Annotated in this window: 12 protein-coding genes; 4 read left to right on the top strand and 8 right to left on the bottom strand. The window is 72.3% G+C overall.

Annotation, left to right across the window (positions count from 1 at the left end; all coding sequences use genetic code 11):
* Positions 1-241 precede the first annotated feature (241 nt).
* A complete protein-coding gene (gene pulA, locus ASE15_RS07875; RefSeq protein ID WP_082618317.1) occupies positions 242-6412 on the top strand; it encodes a pullulanase-type alpha-1,6-glucosidase in 6171 nt (2056 codons plus the stop codon).
* An 89-nt stretch (positions 6413-6501) separates the two neighbouring features.
* Here the strand turns inward: pulA and ASE15_RS07870 are convergent, their stop codons facing one another.
* Complete coding sequence (locus ASE15_RS07870; protein ID WP_056762725.1) at positions 6502-7485, bottom strand: aldo/keto reductase; 984 nt, start codon at positions 7483-7485, stop codon at positions 6502-6504.
* Positions 7486-7565: 80 nt separating this feature from the next.
* Between ASE15_RS07870 and ASE15_RS07865 the strand changes: the two genes are divergently transcribed.
* Both ASE15_RS07865 and ASE15_RS07860 read left to right on the top strand, forming a co-directional pair.
* Positions 7566-9194, top strand: coding sequence for a PLP-dependent aminotransferase family protein (locus tag ASE15_RS07865; RefSeq protein WP_082618283.1), 1629 nt, complete (start codon positions 7566-7568; stop codon positions 9192-9194).
* A 188-nt stretch (positions 9195-9382) separates the two neighbouring features.
* Positions 9383-9850, top strand: a complete 468-nt coding sequence (locus tag ASE15_RS07860) for a GNAT family N-acetyltransferase (protein ID WP_235534252.1) — start codon at positions 9383-9385, stop codon at positions 9848-9850.
* A gap of 72 nt (positions 9851-9922) precedes the next feature.
* On the opposite strand, the gene ASE15_RS07855 is transcribed toward ASE15_RS07860, so the two are convergent.
* Together ASE15_RS07855 and purU are read right to left on the bottom strand one after the other, a co-directional pair.
* Positions 9923-10411, bottom strand: a complete 489-nt coding sequence (locus ASE15_RS07855) for a hypothetical protein (protein WP_200960525.1) — start codon at positions 10409-10411, stop codon at positions 9923-9925.
* A gap of 22 nt (positions 10412-10433) precedes the next feature.
* A complete protein-coding gene (purU, locus tag ASE15_RS07850) occupies positions 10434-11315 on the bottom strand; it encodes a formyltetrahydrofolate deformylase (protein WP_056647638.1) in 882 nt (293 codons plus the stop codon).
* A 93-nt stretch (positions 11316-11408) separates the two neighbouring features.
* Between purU and ASE15_RS07845 the strand changes: the two genes are divergently transcribed.
* Positions 11409-11927, top strand: coding sequence for a GNAT family N-acetyltransferase (locus ASE15_RS07845; RefSeq protein ID WP_036571229.1), 519 nt, complete (start codon positions 11409-11411; stop codon positions 11925-11927).
* A 145-nt stretch (positions 11928-12072) separates the two neighbouring features.
* Here the strand turns inward: ASE15_RS07845 and ASE15_RS07840 are convergent, their stop codons facing one another.
* The 5 genes from ASE15_RS07840 to ASE15_RS07820 form a co-directional block, all read right to left on the bottom strand.
* On the bottom strand, positions 12073-13377 hold the full coding sequence (locus tag ASE15_RS07840; protein WP_056762521.1) for a family 16 glycosylhydrolase: 1305 nt from the start codon (positions 13375-13377) through the stop codon (positions 12073-12075).
* Between the two features lie 2 nt (positions 13378-13379).
* The gene (locus ASE15_RS07835) at positions 13380-14600 is read right to left on the bottom strand and encodes a glycoside hydrolase family 26 protein (RefSeq protein ID WP_056762519.1); all 1221 of its coding nucleotides are present in this window, start codon (positions 14598-14600) and stop codon (positions 13380-13382) included.
* The gene (locus tag ASE15_RS07830; RefSeq protein WP_056762516.1) at positions 14600-14968 is read right to left on the bottom strand and encodes an STAS domain-containing protein; all 369 of its coding nucleotides are present in this window, start codon (positions 14966-14968) and stop codon (positions 14600-14602) included. The genes ASE15_RS07835 and ASE15_RS07830 overlap by 1 nt, the downstream gene beginning before the upstream one ends.
* A complete protein-coding gene (locus ASE15_RS07825) occupies positions 14932-16962 on the bottom strand; it encodes a glycosyltransferase family 2 protein (RefSeq protein WP_082618282.1) in 2031 nt (676 codons plus the stop codon). The genes ASE15_RS07830 and ASE15_RS07825 overlap by 37 nt, the downstream gene beginning before the upstream one ends.
* 552 nt (positions 16963-17514) lie before the next feature.
* Entirely contained in the window at positions 17515-18285 is a 771-nt protein-coding gene (locus ASE15_RS07820; protein ID WP_056647650.1) for an ATP-binding cassette domain-containing protein, read from the bottom strand.
* Positions 18286-18384 lie beyond the last annotated feature (99 nt).

Below are 18384 nucleotides of genomic sequence, written 5' to 3'. Positions count from 1 at the left end.
GGGCAGCGATCACGCTTCCGGGCCGGGCTTCGTGCTGTCCAGGGTCGTCCCCGTCGTGGAGGCCACGGGTTCGGCGTGCCGACATGCGGTTGCACCCTTGCTGCAACTTTCAGCAACGACTACAGTCTGGGTCAGCCGGCGTCGGGGAGCGCCCGGCTCGGGAGACCACGTGGAGCGCAGGGGCTCGGTCACCCGGCGGTGCGTACGCACGTCCGACTCCCCGGTCGACAAGGGAGTCCTCATGGCATCACCCCGCCCCAGGCGGTCGTCCAGACCGCGCCGCGCCACAGCGTCCCTCGCGGCGCTGTCCGTCGGGCTCACCGGGCTGACAGGCTTCACGGCCGTCGCCAACGCGGCGACCGGCCCCGCGGCGACCGCGACGGACGCAGCTCGCACCTTCGCGCTCGTCGGCAGCCTCCAGGACGAGGCCGGCTGCGCAGCCGACTGGGACCCGGCCTGCGCGGCGACCGAGCTCGCGCCGACCGGCACCGACGGCCTCTACGCGGCCGACTTCACGGTGCCCGCGGGCACCTACGAGTACAAGGTCGCCGTGAACGACACGTGGGACGAGGCCTACGGCCTGAACGGCGGTGCGGACAACATCCCGCTGGTCGTCGGTGGCCCCACGACCCTGCGCTTCACGTTCGACGACATCGCCAAGCGCGTCTCGCTCGCGCCCGTCGAGCTCGGGGGAGCCTACGACGAGGCGACCGACGCGCAGATCGTGACCCCGCCCGTGCGCCAGGCCGGCTCGGACGAGCAGTTCTACTTCGTCATGACCGACCGCTTCGCGGACGGCGACCCCACCAACAACGAGGCCGGCATCGAGGGTGGTGCGCTGCACTCGGGCTACGACCCCACGGACAAGGGCTTCTACCAGGGTGGCGACATCCAGGGCCTGCGCGACCAGCTCGACTACATCGACGGGCTCGGGACCACCGCGATCTGGCTGACCCCGTCGTTCAAGAACAACCCGGTCCAGGGCGAGGGAGCGAACGCGTCGGCGGGCTACCACGGCTACTGGGTCACCGACTTCACGCAGATCGACCCGCACCTCGGCACCAACGCCGAGCTCGAGGCACTGATCGACGAGGCCCACGCCAAGGGCATCAAGGTCTACTTCGACATCATCACCAACCACACGGCCGACCTGATCGACAACGAGCAGAAGCAGTACTCGTACGTCGACCAGGCGACCTCGCCGTACAAGGACGCCGCAGGCACCGCGTTCGACCCGGCCGACCACGCGGGCAAGGACACGTTCCCCGCGATGGACGCCGCGACGTCGTTCCCCTACACGCCCGTGGTGGCCGAGGACGCGAAGGACGCCAAGGTCCCCGCGTGGCTCAACGACACGACGCTTTACCACAACCGTGGCAACTCGACGTGGTCGGGCGAGTCCGTGACTTACGGCGACTTCGACGGCCTGGACGACCTCATGACCGAGAACCCGCGTGTCGTCGACGGGTTCGTCGACGTCTACCAGGGCTGGGTCGACCTCGGCATCGACGGCTTCCGCATCGACACGGTCAAGCACGTCAACTTCGAGTTCTGGGAGACCTGGACCACCGAGGTCCTCGACTACGCCCACTCGAAGGGCAAGGACGACTTCTTCATGTTCGGTGAGATCTACGACGCCGACGCCGCCAAGCTCTCGCCCTACGTGCGCAAGACGGACATGAACTCCGTTCTCGACTTCGCGTTCCAGTCCTCGGCCGCGAGCTTCGCGAGCGGCAACAGCGCCAAGGGGCTGTCCCAGCTCTTCGCGAGCGACGACATGTACACGACGCCAGACTCCTCGGCGTCGGCGCTGCCCACGTTCCTCGGCAACCACGACATGGGCCGCATCGGGTACCTGCTGCAGACCACGGGCGACGCGCAGCGTCGTGACGAGCTCGCGCACGACCTCATGTACCTCACGCGCGGCCAGCCGGTCGTCTACTACGGCGACGAGCAGGGCTTCGCGGGTGCGGGCGACGGCAAGGACAAGAACGCGCGGCAGTCGCTGTTCGCGACCCAGGTCGACGAGTACGCGGACCAGAAGCTGATCACGGGCGAGACCGCCGGCAGCCAGGACCGCTACGACACCACGTCGCCGCTCTACACCCACATCGCCGAGCTCTCCGCGCTGCGCTCCGAGAACCCGGCGCTCGCCACCGGTGCACAGATCGAGCGCTACACCGACTCGGGCGCGGGCGTCTACGCGTTCTCGCGCGTCGACCGCACCGAGAAGATCGAGCACCTCGTGGGGCTCAACAACTCGGCCGCGGCCAAGACGGTCAGCTTCACGACCCTCACGCCGGGCGCGACCTACGCACCGCTCTACGGCGGGGGAGACGCTGTCACGGCCGGTGCCGACGGCACCGTCTCGCTCACGGTCCCGGCCCTCGGCTCGGTCGTGCTCAAGGCGGACCGCACCGTGGGCGTCGAGTCCACGGGGAACGTCTCGGTGGCCGTACCGGCCGCGGGGTCGGGCCTCACCGGGGTGGCCCCGGTCGCCGCGGACGTCGACGACGCCGCGTGGTCCGAGACCAGCTTCGCCTGGCGCGTCGTCGGGTCGGACGAGTGGCAGGGTCTCGGCACGGCCGAGGACACCTCGCCGCGCGTCTTCCACGACGTGAGCGACCTGGCCAAGGGCACGCTCGTCGAGTACCGCGCCGTGACGGTCGACGCCGACGGCGACCGCGCCGCGGCCTCGACGTTCGCGAGCGTGGGCAACTCCGTGAGCGGTGACGAGGACGTCGAACCTCCGACGGACATCGACCTCGTGACGGTCGCCGGGAGCCACAACTCCGAGATGGGTTGCGCGGGCGACTGGGCCCCCGGCTGCGAGGCGGCCAAGCTCACCAAGCGTGCTGACGGCGTCTACGCGGGCACGTTCGACATCCCGGCGGGTACCTACGAGTACAAGGTCGCGATCAACGGGTCCTGGGACCTCAACTACGGTGTCGGCGGTGCGAAGGACGGTGCCAACGCGACGTACACGACCGCGGGTGGCCCCGTGACGTTCTACTGGGACCCGGTCTCGCACGACTTCTCGAGCACCGCGCAGGGCCCGATCGTCACGGTCGCGGGCTCGTTCCAGGACCAGCTCGGCTGCTCGGCCGCCTGGTCTCCGGACTGCCTGGGCTCGTGGCTCCGTGACCCTGACGGTGACGGGGTCTACACGCTCACGACGTCCGCGCTCGCCACGGGCGCGTATGAAGGCAAGGTCGCGCACGGTCTGAGCTGGGCCGAGAACTACGGTGTCGGCGGCGTCAAGGACGGTCAGAACTACTCGTTCAGCGCGTCCGAGGGCAAGTCCGTCACGTTCTCCTACGTCCTCGCGACGCACGTGCTCACGATCGAGGTCGCGGACCCGCCGCTGCCCGGGACGGGCCAGCAGGCCGCGCACTGGGTGGGCAAGGACCTGGTCGCCTGGCCGCGCGAGCTTCTCGCGGGTGCCGACCCGGCGACGCTGGGCTGGACGCTCCACACGGCGCCCACGGGCGGCCTGAGCGTCGCCGACGGCGCAGTCGTCGCCCCGGAGGGGGCGTCGACCCTGGGGTTGGCCTACGACCCGGCCGGCCTGCCCGACGACGTCGCGGCGGACTTCCCGGCCCTCGCCGACGCGGTGGCCCTGCGGGTGACGGACGCCGACGGCGAGCCGATCTCCGTGGACGCGGCGACTGCCGCGCTCACGGGGCAGCTCCTCGTCGCCCAGCGAGGCGGCACCGCGGCAGACGCTCCGCTCACCGCGGCGACCGGCGTCCAGCTCCCCGGAGTCCTGGACGACCTGTTCGCCGAGGGCGCCGCGGACCGTACGCTCGGTGCGAGCATCTACACCAACGGCAAGTGGGCGTCGTTCGCGCTGTGGGCCCCCACGGCCAAGAAGGTCACGCTCCTCGCGTGGCCTGGCACGGGTGACGCCGCGGACCTGAAGAACGAGGACGCCCGGCGGTTCCCCGCCGAGCGTCAGTCGGACGGGACGTGGACGGTCGACGGGAAGGACGCCGACAAGAAGTTCGGCTGGGTCGGTGCTCGGTACCTCTACGAGGTCGAGGTCTTCGTCCCGTCCACGGGCACGGTCGAGACCAACGTCGTGACCGACCCGTACTCGCTGGGGCTCACGCTCAACTCGACGCACTCGGTCGTCGTCGACCTCGACGCGAAGGACACCCAGCCGAAGGTCTGGAAGGACACGCCGGCTCCCGTCGTGGAGCGGGCCGTCGACCAGACGATCTACGAGCTGCACGTCCGGGACTTCTCGATCGCCGACACCACGGTGCCGGCCGCCAAGCGTGGCACGTACCTCGCGTTCGGCGAGAAGAAGTCGGCCGGCATGACGCACCTCGCCGAGCTGGCCGACGCCGGCCTGACGACGGTGCACCTGCTGCCGACGTTCGACATCGCGACGATCGAGGAGGATCGCTCCAAGCAGTCGGTGACCGGTGACCTGAGCGGCTTCGCCGCGGACGGCACCGAGCAGCAGGCGGCCGTAGCCGCGATCCAGGGCACGGACGGCTTCAACTGGGGCTACGACCCGCTGCACTTCTCGACGCCGGAGGGCTCGTACGCGGTCGACGCCGAGGGCTCGGCGCGTGCCGCGGAGTTCCGCACCATGGTCGGGTCCCTGCACCAGACCGGCCTCCAGGTCGTGCTCGACCAGGTGTTCAACCACACCGCGGCCAGCGGTCAGGACCCCAAGAGCGTCCTGGACAAGGTCGTGCCCGGCTACTACCACCGCCAGGACACGACGACGGGTGCGGTCGAGACCAGCACCTGCTGCCAGAACCTCGCGACCGAGCACGCCATGACCGGCAAGCTCATGGTCGACTCGGTCGTCACGTGGGCCCGCGACTACAAGGTCGACGGCTTCCGCTTCGACCTCATGGGGCACCACTCGAAGCAGAACATGCTCGACGTCCGGGCCGCGCTCGACGAGCTCACGCTGACGAAGGACGGCGTGGACGGCAAGGCCGTGTACCTGTACGGCGAGGGCTGGAACTTCGGGGAGGTCGCCGACAACGCGCTGTTCGAGCAGGCCACGCAGGGCCAGCTCGGCGGCACGGGCATCGGGACGTTCTCCGACCGCCTGCGCGACGCGGTCCACGGCGGGTCTCCCGTCGACGGGGCCTCGACCTTCACGCAGGGGTTCGGCACGGGCCTCGCGACCGACCCGAACGGGCAGCCTGCCCGGGCGGGGGAGCCGGGGACCGTGAACGACGGCTCGGCCGACGAGCTCGCAGCGCTGGGCCACGAGACGGACCTGGTCCGCCTGGGCCTCGCGGGCAACCTGCGCAGCTTCACGTTCACGACGTCGACCGGCGAGGCGCTGCGCGGCGACCAGATCGACTACCGGGGTGCGCCCGCGGGCTACGCGGACTCTCCCGAGGAGATCATCAGCTACGTCGACGCGCACGACAACGAGACGCTGTTCGACCTGCTGACCCTCAAGCTGCCGGCGGACACGTCGATGGCCGACCGGGTGCGCATGAACAACCTCTCGCTCGCCACCACGGCCCTCTCGCAGACGCCTTCGCTGTGGCACGCGGGCACCGACCTGCTGCGTTCCAAGTCGCTCGACCGCAACAGCTACGACTCGGGCGACTGGTACAACGCGATCGACTGGACCGGGACCGACAACGGGTTCGGCAAGGGGCTGCCGCTCGAGGCCGACAACGGCGAGAAGTGGCCGCTCATGGCGCCCCTGCTCGCCAACCCTGCGCTCAAGCCCGGCGAGCAGGACATCGCGACGGCGTCCGCCGACGCGGCCGACCTGCTGCGGCTGCGCTCCTCGACGGACCTGTTCCGCCTGGGCAGCGCGGACCTCATCAACCAGAAGGTCACGTTCCCCGATGCGGGGACCGGTCAGACGCCCGGCGTGATCGTCATGAGCATCGACGACACGGTCGGCCCGGACACGGACAAGGAGCTCGACGGCGCGCTCGTCGTCTTCAACGCCTCGCCCGAGCCGGTCACGCAGACGGTCGCGGGGCTGGCGGGACGCGAGTACGCGCTCTCACCCGTCCAGGCCGACGGGGCCGACCCCGTCGTCAAGACGACCACGTGGGACACGGCGACCGGGACGGTCACCGTCCCGGCGCGCTCGGTCGCGGTGCTCGTCGAGCCGAAGGCCGGGAAGGTCGAGCTCACGACCTCGGCGCGCACCCAGTGCGTCGCGGGACGGGCGACCGTGACGGTCGTCGCGGTCAACGCGGGACCGGTCCCGGCCGCGGTCACGGTCGAGACGCCGTTCGGCACCAAGACCTTCACGGGGGTCCTGCCCGGCAAGAGCGCCCAGCAGACGTTCGCGACGCGTCAGGCGCAGATCCCTGCCGCGACGTCGAAGGTCACGGGCACGGCGACGATCGGCGGCAAGGAGGTCCGGACGGTCTACGACGTGTCGTACGGGGCACGCGACTGCTCCTAGCCTCCCCACAGATCCGCTGAGTGCGGAGTAGTTGCATCCCACGCCTGGCGTACGGTGCAACTGCTCCGCACTCAGCGGTGTCACTCAGGTCAGACCGCGTCGAGACGCGCCCGGACCTCCGGGTCGAGGTCCAGGTCCGCCGCCCCGAGCAGCTCGTCGAGCTGGGCGAGGTTGCTCGGTCCGATCACGGGGATCACCGGCACGGGACCGCCGAGCAGCCATGCGAGCGCGACCTGGTTCGGCGTCGCGCCGACCTGCCGCGCGACCTCGTGCAGCACGCGCCGCCGCTCGAGCGAGGTCGGGTGCCCGTACCCCTCCCACAGCTCCTTGTCGTCGCGCACCATGGCCCCCTGCAGGAGCGGGGAGTAGGCCGTGACCGCGAGCGGCGGGCGCTCGTCGCTCCCGGTCGAGCGCGCGTAGTCGAGCAGCTCTGGCGACGCCCAGTTGTGCCGGTCGGGGTCGGGAGTCGGGTAGAGGTAGCTCAGCTGCTCCTGGACCACCCCGTAGGGCGCGACCCCCTGCCGCAGGGCCTCCTCACGCGCCTCGACCACGCGCCACAGCGCGACGTTCGAGATCCCCGAGATCCCCACGACCCCCTCGGCCTGAAGCTTGCCGAACGCCCCGACGGTCTCCGCGAGCGGGGTGTCGAGGTCGTCGACGTGCCCGTAGAGCACGTCCAGGTGGTCGACCCCGAGGTGTCGCAGACTCTCGTGCGCCTCCCAGGTGATCGTCTCCGCGGCCAGGCCCTGGTAGTTGGTCGGGGGAGTGCTGGACAGGGGCAGCGTGCGGTCCTTCTGGGCCGCGCCGAGCTTGGTCGCGATGCGGACCTGGTCGCGCACGCCGCGGCTCACGAGCCAGCGAGCGAGCAGGTCCTCGCTGTCGCGCCCGTGCCCTCCGGCCCAGAGGCTGTAGTTGTTGGCCGTGTCGAGGAAGGTCCCTCCGGCCTCGAGGTAGCGGTCGAGGATGGCGAACGAGGTCTCCTCGTCCGTCCTGGTGCCCATGAGCATGGTGCCGAGGCAGAGCGTGCTGACGTCGAACGACGTGCGGCCGTCGCCGAGGGTGCGGTAGCGCATCGTGGTCTCCAATGAGGGGTGCGGCGGGTTGACGCTCTCCACGCTAGGAGCCGAGCGGCCTGGGTGTATGGTCCATTGACATGGCATCGGACCAGACCAATTCGCTACCCGTTCGCGCACCGAGGAGCACCCCCTCGCGGAGCACTGGCGCAGGCCCGACGGCGGCGCTCGCCTGGGAGACGATCCTCGACCTGGGCGACGGGCCGGAACCGCTCCACGCCCGGCTCGGCGCCGCGGTGCGGGTCGCCGTCCTCTCGGGAAGGGTCCCGCCCGGAGCAGCCCTGCCGCCGAGCCGGGTTCTCGCCGAGACGCTCGGCGTCTCACGCTGGGTCGTGACCGAGGCCTACGGCCAGCTCGTCGCCGAGGGTTTCCTCGAGTCCCGGACCGGGTCGGGCACGAGGGTGCCGCTCGCGGCCGTGACCGCCCCTCCGCCGCGGGCCGCCGTGCAGGGGCCCGCCGAGCCCCACCGCCGTGCCGGCCGTCCCGACCTCCCGGGCGGCCTGGCCGATCCCCTGTCCGCAGCCGGCGCCGGGACGGGAGCGACGTCGTCGGGCGCGGAAGGCGTTCCCGTCCCACGAGCCCGCCTCGACCTGGCACCCGGCGTGCCCGACCTGCGGCACGTACCGCGCACGGCCTGGGTCCGCGCGCTGCGCGAAGCACTCGCCGTGGCTCCCGACGCCGACCTCGCCGCGCCCGACCCGACCGGTCACCACACGACCCGGGCGGCGCTCGCGGCCTACCTCGCCCGCGCCCGGCACGTGCGGGCAGGGGCGGGCGACGTCGTCGTGACCCACGGCGCGGACGACGCGATGCGGCGGATCGCCGCCGCGCTGCACCGGGCAGGGCACCGGGCCCTCCTCGTCGAGGACCCGAGCTGGTCGCGCCTGCGCGAGACCGCCGCGGCCGCCGGGCTCACGCCCGTGCCCGTCCCGGTCGACGACGACGGGATCGACGTCGAGGCGCTCCTCGCGGCGTCGCGCCGGACCGGGGCGCGGGCCGCGCTCGTGACTCCCGCCCACCAGTTCCCCACGGGCTCCGCCCTCTCCCCAGGGCGCCGCGAGGCGCTCGTGCGCTGGGCGCGGGACGTCGACGGCGTGCTCGTCGAGGACGACTACGACGCCGAGTTCCGCTACGACCGGCGGCCCGTCGCGGCCGTGCAGGGGCTCGCGCCCGACCGCGTCATGCTCCTGGGCTCGCTCAGCAAGACGATGTCCCCCGGGTTCGGGCTGGGGTGGGCCGTGCTGCCGCCCGGGTGGCGCGGCAAGGTCGTCGACCGGGGAGGGGCCGGACCATCAACGATCGATCAGCTCACGCTGACCCGGTTCCTGGTCTCAGGAGCGTACGAGCGGCACCTGCGCGCCTCGCGGGGACGGTTCAGGCGCCGCCGCGAGGCGCTGGTCACCGCGCTCGGTTCCGCGCTGCCGGGGGCGAACGTCACGGGGATCGCCGCGGGCATGCACGCCGTGGTCGAGCTCCCACCCGGCGTCGTGGCTGCGGACGTGGTGCGCGAGGCGGCGCTGCGCGAGGTGTCGGTCGCGGCGATCGAGCGGTACCGGGCGACGGCCGCGCCCGCGCGCGAGGGCGAGCGCGACCGGCTCGTCGTCGGATACGGCAACCTCGCGGACGCCCGTGTCGAGGAGGCAGTGGCGCGGCTCGCGGCCGCGGTCCGGGCAGTGGAGTCTGAGGGAGCGTCCCCCCACAGACGATGACCTGCTCCACCGCTCGATGTACGTTCATCCCTGAGCCCGCCCAAGGCGCGCCTACCCGGTAAGGGCACGTCCTGCCTGCAGCTGGTGAGGGTGGCTGCCCGTTCGAGCCGGGCCGGGTCCGAGAGGAGCCCTCGCGCTGCAGGCGCGATGGGCCCCTCGTCTTCCCGTGCCTGGTAGCGTGCCCAGCCGTGACGACCGATCCCACCCCGAGCCCCGTGACCTTCCGGACCGCCCGCCTCGACGACCTCTCCCGCGTCGTCGAGCTCATCGCCGACGACGCGATCGCCGCCCGTCGCACGGGCGAGCTGGGGGACGAGCACCACACCGCCTTCGCCGCGATCGACGCGGACCCGAACAACGAGCTCGTCGTCGCCGACGTGGGCGGCGAGGTCGTGGGGGTCATGCAGCTGACGTTCGTCCCGGGCATCTCGCGGCGCGGAGCGACCCGGCTGCTCGTCGAGGCCGTGCGGGTCGACTCGCGGCTGCGGGGCCAGGGGATCGGGCGCGCGATGATGGCGTGGGCGCACGAGCGCGGCCGTGAGCGCGGGGCGTCGCTCGCACAGCTCACGTCCGACAAGGCGCGCGAGGACGCGCACCGGTTCTACCGCTCGCTGGGGTACGCGCAGTCGCACGAGGGGTTCAAGCTGCCGCTCTGAGGCAGCGGGCAGAGGGCGGCAGACGGCGGCTGCCGGACGAGTGTCCGCGCTCCCAGTGCCCGCGCGTGCCGGTCAGCGCAACGAGCCGCGCTCGTCCACCAGGTACGTCGGCGTGCCGAGGAACACGTCACGCGTCACCGGCCCGCAGGCGACGTTGACGGTGTCCTGCCAGTACGACCAGTCCTGCATCCCCGCGAGGCTCGAGAAGCGGAAGTTGAGCTGCCAGCGCACCCACTCGCCGGGGGCGAGACGGACCGCGGGCGGCCGCCGTGGCCGAGGCGGGATCGCGTGCCACGCGGGGACCGGGACGAACACGGTCAGCCGGCCCTCGCGCACGCGCAGGGAGACCGTCTCCGCGGTCGCCGGACCGCCGATCGACTCGACCGGTCGAAAGCCGTGCTCCTCGTGCATCTCGACCGCGTGCACCAGGGGCGCCGACCCGGCGGGGAGCCGGAACGCGATGGGCGTCGCGTTCCGCACGGTCGCCGCGTCGCCGCCGCGCGAACGCTTGGTCCACCGGGTCGTGACGACCTGGAGCGTGGCCTGCGGGGGGATGGTCACGGGAGCCGCGCGGACCGGTCCGTCAGCGGAAGACGATCGTCCGGTGCCCGTCGAGCAGCACGCGGTGCTCGGCGTGCCAGCGCACGGCCCGTGCGAGCGTGCGGCGCTCGACGTCCTCGCCCAGCGCCACGAGGTCCTCGACGGCGCGCGAGTGGTCGACGCGCTCGACGTCCTGCTCGATGATCGGCCCCTCGTCGAGGTCGCCCGTGACGTAGTGCGACGTGGCGCCGATGAGCTTGACGCCGCGGTCGTGCGCCTGGGCGTAGGGGCGGGCGCCCTTGAAGCTCGGCAGGAACGAGTGGTGGATGTTGATGACCTGGCCCGACAGGTCCCGGCACAGGTCGTCCGAGAGGATCTGCATGTAGCGCGCGAGGACGACGAGCTCGACGTCGAGCTCGGCCACGAGCTCGCGCAGCCGGTCCTCGGCAGCGCCCTTGGTGTCGCGCGTGACGGGCACGTGGTGGAACGGCTTGCCGTAGAAAGCGGCGATGTCCTCGAGGTCGCGGTGGTTGCCCACGACGCCCACGACCTCGATGGGCATGCCCTGCGAGCGCTCGCGGTAGAGCAGGTCGACGAGGCAGTGCGCGGCCTTGGAGACCATGACGAGCGTGCGCACGCGGCGCCCGACGACGTCGAGGTTCCAGGTCATGTCGAACGCCTCGATCACGGGCGCGAGCGCGGTCTCGAGCTCGTCGCGCGACGCGGTCGACTCGACCTGGACGCGCATGAAGAACAGCCCGGACAACGGGTCGCCGAACTGCTGCGACTCGGTGATGTTGCCGCCGTGCTCGGCGAGGGTCCCCGCGACGGCGTGCACGATCCCCGGACCGTCCGGGCAGGACAGCGTGAGGACCCAGTGGGTGGGCGTGGGCGCAGGAGCGCTCGACAGGGGAGTGCTGGACACGGTCCCAGGGTAGCCGCGATGGGGGCTGAGACGGGCACGGTTCCACCCGCGGACAAGCACGTCGGCCCTGCCGGGATCTGACACGATGGGACCATGACCGACACGCCGATGACCATGGACCTCGTCACGGACGAGCACGCGGGGGAGCTCCTCACGCTTCGCCGGGCAGCGTTCGTCACCGAGGCACAGCTCTACGGGGACCCCAACATCCCCCCGCTGACCCAGACGCTCGCGGAGCTCAAGACGGACCTGGCGACCCCGGGCGTCATCACGCTCGGTGCGTGGCAGGGGCCGCGCCTGGTCGGATCGGTGCGCGTGGAGATCGAGGGCGGCAAGGCCACGCTCGGTCGCCTGGCGGTCGCCCCCGACCTGCAGGGCCGCGGGATCGGCACGCAGATGCTCTTCGCGGTGCTGCCGCACCTGCCCGAGGAGACCACGGAGATCTGGGTCTTCACGGGCAAGGACTCCAAGCAGAACCTCGAGCTCTACACGCGTCACGGCTACGAGGAGCAGTACGACAAGGCCGCGGGCGACCTCACCTACACGTACCTGCGCCGCATCCTGGGCGAGGCCGAGGCGCGCAACGCGAGCGACGCCGTCGGGCAGGACTGACCCACCGGTACGCACGAGGCGCGTCCCCCGACCTGGGGGACGCGCCTCGCTGCGTCCCGGCGCACCGCGGCGGGTGCCCGACGACGGAGCGCCCGCCGCGCAGGCACGTCCCGCGGTGCGCGGGACGGCTCGGGCGACGACGGACTCAGGGCGAGGCGACCCACCACTTCTGGTTGGCGGACCCGGCACAGCCCCAGAGCTGGACGGGGGACCCGTCGGTCGTGCTGAAGTCGGTGACGTCGACGCACCTGTCCGCCTGCGGGTTGACCAGGTCGTTGCTCGCGGTGAGCACGAACTGCTGGGCAGGGTCACCCGAGCACGGCGCGGTCTGGATCTTCGCGCCGTCCTCGCGCGCACCCCACGCGACGTCGAGGCAGCGCCCGAGCGTGCGGACCGTGCCGTCGGGCTCGAACGTCCACTGCTGGTGGGCGGCGTCCGAGCACGTGCGGACCTGGACCGGCACGCCCGGGGCGGTGTCTCCCCAGGGCAGCTCGAGGCATTTCCCGCCCAGCCCCACGAGCCGGCCCGTCGAGGCGACCGGGGCCGTCCCGGGGCCGTCGGCCTCGTCCCACGCGTAGGCCCGGACGTAGTCGACGACCATCTGCGCGGGCAGCGTCGTGCTCTCGTCGGGCGACCCGGGCCAGTCGCCGCCGATCGCGAGGTTGAGCAGCAGGAAGAACGGGTCGTCGAACACCCAGGCGCCGCCCCCGGTGTCGTCGGGGGTCTTGTGCGAGTACGCCGTGCCGTCGACGTACCAGGTGATCGCGTCGGGCCCCCAGTCGACCGTGAAGGTGTGGAAGTCGTCGGCGACCTGCTCGCCGCCGGGGAGCGTGAACGACTCGTGCACCGCGTCCGCTCCCGAGTACCCGGGACCGTGCAGGCTTCCCCACACCGTGCCCGGCTCCTTGCCGACGTTCTCCATGACGTCGATCTCGCCGCTCGCGGGCCAGGGCTCGGTCGTGAAGATGTCCTGCCCGAGCATCCAGAACGCGGGCCACGTGCCCTGCCCGCTCGGGATCTTGATCCGCGCCTCGAAGCGCCCGTGCTGCTGGGCGAAGCGGTCGGCCGTGATGAGGCGCGCCGACGTGTACTCGCAGCGACCGTAGTGGCACTGGTGGTCGGCCGGGTTCTCCCGGCGGGCCGTGATGACGAGGTGCCCGGCGCCGTCGGTCGAGGCGTTGCTCGGGCTGTCGGTGTAGTACTGGCGCTCGTTGTTGCCCCAGCCGCTGCCTCCGGTCTCGAGGCGCCAGCGCGCAGGGTCCGGCGGGGCGCCGGGAGCGCCGTCGAACTCGTCCGACCACGTCAGGGGGCCGGGCGGTGCGCCCATGGTCGGGGCGGCGCTCGCGGTCCGGGCGGCGGGGGGACCGACGGCCGCGGCCGCGAGCGTGCCGAGGACCGCGAGCGCGATCACGACCGTGAGCAGGCGGCTGGGGTGCGTGGACCGGTGCATGGTCACTCCTCGCAGGTCGAGACGTCCTCGGCGTAGCGCAGCCACGACGGGAGGTCGGCGACGAACGCGTCGCGCACGTCGGTGGCACCCGCCGCGCGCCAGTCGACGTCGTCGTCGATCTCGATCTCGTACTTGTCCCACTCGAACCAGTTGACCATCTTGAGCTGCGGGAACCGCTCGTGGGTCTCGGGCGAGAAGACCTGGCGCCACCAGGCGCGCTTGATGTCGAGCTCGGCCGCACCGCCGCGCGAGGGCGTGTAGATCGCCGCGGTCTCGGGCACCGCGACCGGGTGACCGTGCTCGACGCCGTACACGGTGTAGAAGTCCGGGACGGCGGCGTCGTCCCCGGCCGTGCCGACGTACGTGCCCGTCAGCATCGCGAGGAACTTGCCGTCCTCGGGGACCTCGTTGTTACCCCACGGGCGCTGGTTGCCCCAGTGGTAGAGCGAGACCCCGACCCAGTCCACGGCGTCGTCCCCCGGGAAGTACGGGAGGTAGCTGTCGTCGGCCATGGTGACCGTGCCGTCGCCGTCGGTGTCGAGCGCCGCGTAGTCGGCCGACCCGGGGAGCGCGGCGAACTGCCCGCCCGTGAAGGGATAGCCGCCCCCGTAGTTGGGGGCCCACATCATGGCCGTACCCGGTGCCTGGTCGTGGACCGCCGCGGCGACCCGCCGGAACGTCTCGACGTACGCCGCGGGCTGCTGACCCCACGCGTACCACGAGCCGTTCATCTCGTGCGCGAACCGCAGCACGACCGCGACCCCCTGCTGGTTGACCTCGCGCAGGTCGTGGGCGAGCGTCGCGATCACCTCGTCGCTCATGGCGGCGAGCCCAGCGTGCGGCTCGAGGGTCAGCAGCAGCACGCCGCCGTTGGCCTTCATCTGGGTGACCGCGCTGACCGTGTGCTCCCAGGTCGCGCGGTCGTAGGGGACGTCGGAGAACTGGACCGCGACGGCCGGGGCGTGACCCAGGTACGTCCGGTGCTCCTCGAGCGTCTCGGACGCCCAGTCGAGATTGACCCCGAGCAGGGTGCCGTCGGCCGGGACGACCTGGGCGGCGTCGGCCGTGCACGTCTCGGGGACGGGAGGCGCCGTGTCCTCGGCCGGACCCGCGACCGCGAACCCCGCGCCGACCGCGCCCACGCCCAGGAACATGATCATGACGGGCGTCACGAGGCCGGGCCGACGCCTGCGACCGCCGGCGCCCGGGAGGTAGAACGTCATCAGGAGGCCCGGGAGGTGAGGAGACCTCGAGCCTCGTCGTGACCGCCGTAGACGCGCGCCACGGCATCGAGGCCCAGGGCCGTGAAGGCGTGCTGGACGGCGGTCGAGGCGCCGAAGATCCGCAGGTCCCCGCCGCGCGAGCGGACCACGCGCAACAGGTCCAGCAGGCCGGCGATCCCGGACGGCGAGACGCCGTCGACCCCCGAGACGTCGAGGAGGACGAGCACCGGGCCGTCGGCGACAGCCGTGGCGACAGGGCCGCGCAGGGACAGGACGGCGGCGGCGTCGAGCCGACCACCGGACGGGAGGTCGATGCTCGTGACGGGGTGGGTCAGGGTGAGGTCGGGTGCGCTGACGATGGTGGCCATGGCGAGCTCCTGGGTACGTGGCGGACGGTGAGGTCGAGCGGGAGATCCGTCGGGTCGAGGAGGGAGGAGAGCTCAGCGCCGTTGCTGTCGTTGCTGTCGAGCCCGTCGCTCACGGCCTGGGCCGCGAGGAGCGCGACGGACGGGGGAGTGGGGTCCACGACGGAGTCGCCGGGCCCGGTGTACCGCGCTGCGCGCAGCGCGGCGGACAGGAGGGCGAGGTCGACCGCGACCCAGCCCAGGGTCAGGTAGGTCGCCGGGGCCGAGGCCTCGCCGACGAGCATGCGGGCGACCCCGACCGCAGAGGCCACGATCAGGACGACCGCGGCCACGACCTGGGGGAGCACGTGCCGGTAGCCCGTGCCCGTCGCCTGCTTGGTCTTGGACGTGACCGAGAACGCGACGTGCCGCCCGAGGAACACCGCCGACGCGCCGGAGAGCGTCGCCGCGATCCAGGTGGGGAACAGCGCGAACGACATCTGCTGCCCGCGCCACAGCCCGCGGCTTCCCCTGCCGGAGAGCTGGAAGAGGAGCTGGCAGGCCACGAAGAACGGGATGAAGTGGAGGAAGAACAACGTGGGGTCGGCGTGCAGCGGGAAGATCCCGGCCGTCAGGAACAGCACCGGCGCCGAGAGGTAGACCAGGGCGGCGAAGCCGCTCAGGTAGCTCGTCATGGTGCCCAGGTACATGAGCCGCTGGGCGAGCGTGAGCCCGCGGACCATGAGCGGGTTGTCGCGGAAGAAGACCTGCATCGACCCGGTCGCCCAGCGCAGGCGCTGCGAGAGCGCGGTGCCCACGTCCTCGGGTGCGAGGCCGCGGACCAGCACCTCGTGGTGGTAGACGCTCGTCCAGCCCATCGCGTGCAGGTGCATGGCCGTGGCCATGTCCTCGGTGATGGTCGTCGTGTCGAGCGGGTTGATGGTCAGGGCCTGGTCGGTGCGGGCGACGTCGACCAGCTCGAGGACGCCGTCGAGCTCGCCCAGCAGCTCTCCCGTGACGTCCTCGGGGAGGGCGGGGACCCCGGGGGTTGGCGCGAGCGCGGCGGTGAAGGCCGAGCGCAGCTCCGAGGTGATCTCGGTCAGGACGTCGCCCCGGCGGAACTGCCCCTCGGCCCGGCGGACCGCGGCCAGCGCCTGCTCGGCCACGGGCATGGCCGTGGGCTCGCGGACCGCGAGCTGGCTCAGGAGGTCCTGGAGGCGAGACCGGCCGGCCCGCAGCGCTGCCCGCATGCTGCCGCGCGCGTCCCGGCTGAACCGGGTCAGCCCGAGCGCCATGAGCGCCTCGCGCCGCAGGACCGCGTTCGACCCGCAGAAGAACGCGGCCCCCCACCCGTCCTTGCCCTGCTGGATGGGGCCGTAGAAGAGCTCGGCCTGGGTGCCCAGGGGGTCGCTCGGGGGGACGTTCCAGAAGTGCTGGGGCGTCTGGACGAACGCGACCTCCTCGTCGTCGAAGTACCCCAGGACGCGGTCGAGGAACCGCGGCTCGGGGACCTGGTCGGCGTCGAGGATCGCGACGAGGTCGCCGCTCGTGCGGAACAGCGCGTTGTTGACGTTGCCCGCCTTGGCGAAGCGGGGACGCCCCTCCCACTCGGGGCCGCGGGTGATGTATCCGATCCCCACGCGCGAGGCCGCGACCTCGAGCTCGGACCGGTTGCCGTCGTCGAGGATCCACGTCGTGTGCGGGTACGTCATGTCCCGGGCAGCGATCGCGGTGCGCAGCACCAGGTCCACGGGCTCGTTGTAGGTCGTGACGAACACGTCGACGCTCAGGCCCTCGGGAGCCGGGGGAGCCGGCGCGCGACGCCTCGCGTTCCACATGGTCAGGGCATAGAGGACGGTCTCGCCGAGGCTGTACGTCTCGGCCAGGACCAGGGGGACCGCGATCCACCACGCGTCCCAGGCCACGGTCCCCGACCACCGCCACCCGATGTAGACGAGCCCGAACGCCACCGCGACCACGGCCAGGAGCCGTACCGCTGCGAGCCTGCTGCTTCCCATGCGTACCTCCGCCGGACGACGAGACCAGGTCGGGTCGTCGTGCGACGCAGGACGCGCACGGCGGCTCGAGAGCGGCGGCGGCGATGACGTCGGGACGGGCAGAGACACCCCTGCGTGCCTGTCACGACGACGGGTGGTCCGGTGCGTCCGGGCCTCCTGCGGTGTCGTGCTCCGAACGTAGGGGCAACGGTGGCCGAGACGGAAGCACCTCGGTGCGCCTTTCGTGGCGGATGTTCGTTATGCGCCCACATCTCCACAGGTCGGCAACCCGGTGGTAACGCCCCGTCACGGTGGCTGACGTCCCGTTCACGGGGGCGTCACGTGCAGCGCACGCGGTCGCGGGGCGTCCGCGCGCCTCGCGCGCCCTGCGCGTCCTGCGCGCCCTGCGCCGCCAGCACGGCCCGACGGCGCCACGCGCGTCGCGGCGAGCAGTCCGGTGGGTCGGGGGGGGGCGGGCGGCAACGAGGGGGCCGGCAGGGAGGAAGGGCCTGGCGGGGCAGCGCTCAGAGGCCCGGCCGCACTGGTCGCCGGGCGCTGCGCGGCGCCGTGCTCTCAGGCCAGGCGGGCGCTGCGGCGCGGGGTCGTCATGGCGCCCGTGATCGCGGCGATGATCTCCTCGTAGCTCGTGCCCGGTCCCGAGAAGCTGCCGTTGTTGCGCCCGTGGCGCAGCACCTCGATCCGGTCCGCGACCGCGCGCACGTCGGTCATGTTGTGGCTGATGAGGATCACGGCGTGGCCCAGGTCGCGCAGGCGCTCGATGTGGGTCAGGACCTCGGCCGTCTGCGACACCGACAGCGAGGCCGTGGGTTCGTCGAGCACCACGATGCGCGGGTCCCCGAGGAGCGTGCGGGCGATCGCGACGCTCTGGCGCTGCCCGCCCGACAGGTCGGAGACGAGCGTGCGCACCGAGGGGATGCGGGACGTGAGGTCGCGCAGGATGCGCCGCGCGTTCTCCTCCATCGCGGCCTCGTCGAGCCGCGGACCCTTGTGGAGCTCTCGCCCGAGGTACAGGTTCGAGACCACGTCGAGGTTGTCGCACAGCGCGAGGTCCTGGAAGACGGTCGCGATGCCCAGCGCGTGCGCCGCGGCCGGGGACGGGATGGTGACCGGGACGCCGTCAGACTCGATGATGCCCGCGTCCGGCGTCAGCACGCCCGCGATGACCTTGGCGAGCGTCGACTTGCCCGCGGCGTTGTCGCCCACGAGCGCGACGACCTCGCCTCGTCGCACCTCGAGGTCGATGCCTTCGAGCGCGCGGACCGCGCCGAAGGACTTGTCGATGCCGTGCAACGACAGTGCGGGGAGGGCGGAGGTGCTGCTCACGTCGTGTCACCTGTTCGTGCTCGGGCGCCCGAGGGCGTCGGGGGGCCGACCACGTCGTCGTGGTGCGGCGGTCGTGCGGTCCCGCGCGGCGCGCGGGTC

It is taken from the genome of Oerskovia sp. Root22 (assembly GCF_001429135.1).
Taxonomy (GTDB): Bacteria; Actinomycetota; Actinomycetes; order Actinomycetales; family Cellulomonadaceae; genus Oerskovia; species Oerskovia enterophila.
This window is presented reverse-complemented; position numbering and strand designations above follow the sequence as displayed.

Coding starts and splice junctions, on each gene's coding strand:
- ASE15_RS07870 (WP_056762725.1), bottom strand. CDS start 7,485: ATGCGCTACCGCACCCTCGGCGACGGCCGCACGTCGTTCGACGTCAGC.
- ASE15_RS07835 (WP_056762519.1), bottom strand. CDS start 14,600: ATGACGTTCTACCTCCCGGGCGCCGGCGGTCGCAGGCGTCGGCCCGGC.
- ASE15_RS07840 (WP_056762521.1), bottom strand. CDS start 13,377: ATGCACCGGTCCACGCACCCCAGCCGCCTGCTCACGGTCGTGATCGCG.
- ASE15_RS07865 (WP_082618283.1), top strand. CDS start 7,566: ATGGCATCGGACCAGACCAATTCGCTACCCGTTCGCGCACCGAGGAGC.
- ASE15_RS07830 (WP_056762516.1), bottom strand. CDS start 14,968: ATGGCCACCATCGTCAGCGCACCCGACCTCACCCTGACCCACCCCGTC.
- ASE15_RS07845 (WP_036571229.1), top strand. CDS start 11,409: ATGACCGACACGCCGATGACCATGGACCTCGTCACGGACGAGCACGCG.
- pulA (WP_082618317.1), top strand. CDS start 242: ATGGCATCACCCCGCCCCAGGCGGTCGTCCAGACCGCGCCGCGCCACA.
- ASE15_RS07825 (WP_082618282.1), bottom strand. CDS start 16,962: ATGGGAAGCAGCAGGCTCGCAGCGGTACGGCTCCTGGCCGTGGTCGCG.